This is a genomic window from Gilliamella sp. B3023 (genome assembly GCF_026536845.1).
GTDB lineage: Bacteria > Pseudomonadota > Gammaproteobacteria > Enterobacterales > Orbaceae > Gilliamella > Gilliamella apicola_E.
In genome coordinates this window covers 1-984 of record NZ_JAFNNH010000059.1, presented here as the reverse complement: position 1 = coordinate 984, position 984 = coordinate 1, and the positions used below count along the sequence as shown (strand labels likewise).

Genomic DNA, 984 nt, shown 5'->3' with positions numbered 1-984 from the left:
CTTTGATTTACTCATTACCGGTAGTAGTCAGCCATTGTCTTGGTCTCCAGTTTCTCGGAGTGGTATCACAGCTACAATGTCTAATCCTACTGCTACAAGCGTTCGCGTTACTTTAACGGGTCCTTACGCTACCTCATCCCAGCATCGTTCTGACAATCCTGGTCCTATTTCTAAACCTACTTTGCCTCAGACCTTCGAGTTGGTCGGTCGTGATCGTCAAGGTAATCCTGTCGTTAAATATGGTTTTACTTTGAAGCAGTGGTTCGTCAACCGAGGTTTTGGCACATATACTTATCCTAATACCTTATCTTGGTGTAATCGTATTGGTTATCGGATGCCTAGCGTAAGTGATTTAACCAATGCATCTTGTCGTGGTACTAATTCAGGTTCTAACTGTCGTGGTTCAGTCGGCGCCACCCCTTCCTCACCTAGTAATCATTACATGCGTCATATAGGTTCTGGTTTTTTCACTGAGTGGGGTTATATGCCTGGTTATTCAGGCGCTGGCTTCCGCGAAGACAATTGGTTCTGGACTAGTGACTCGACTGGTAGTAACCAGTTTCTCGTGGACACAGACAACGGTTACGTGGGTTGGTCCTACCCCATCGCCAACTACACCAACGCCGGACTTTTCTCCCATCCTTAGTTTTTATTTCTTCGTCCTTAATCCTTAGGGCGGGGGTGATAAAAAATAGTATTAGGTGATTAAAAGTAAGCTGACTCAAGGAGTCAACGTCGTTTAGCAATAAAAAGCGATTTTGCGGCTAAGCGACGTTTGAATTACCCGCCTAGGAGGGTTTGTTTTTTGAGGTATTTTATCTCAAAAAAAAGTTGAGGAGTGGGGTTTTTGGGTTCTAAATTCTGCTTTAAGCTATGTCGTTTTTTAGTAGCCGTTTTTTCCATCAAAAAAAGTTGAGGAACGGGGTTTTTGAGGTTCTAAATTTCACTTAAAAATTATTAAAATATCAAAATCACTAAATTTCT

Annotated in this window: 1 protein-coding gene; it reads left to right on the top strand. The window is 42.3% G+C overall.

The genetic code is table 11. From position 1 onward, the window contains the following. Window positions 1–646, top strand: a 646-nt coding sequence (locus tag J3U16_RS11945; protein ID WP_267343198.1) for a hypothetical protein, incomplete at its 5' end; no start/stop codon positions are given. Between the last annotated feature and the right edge of the window lie 338 nt (window positions 647–984).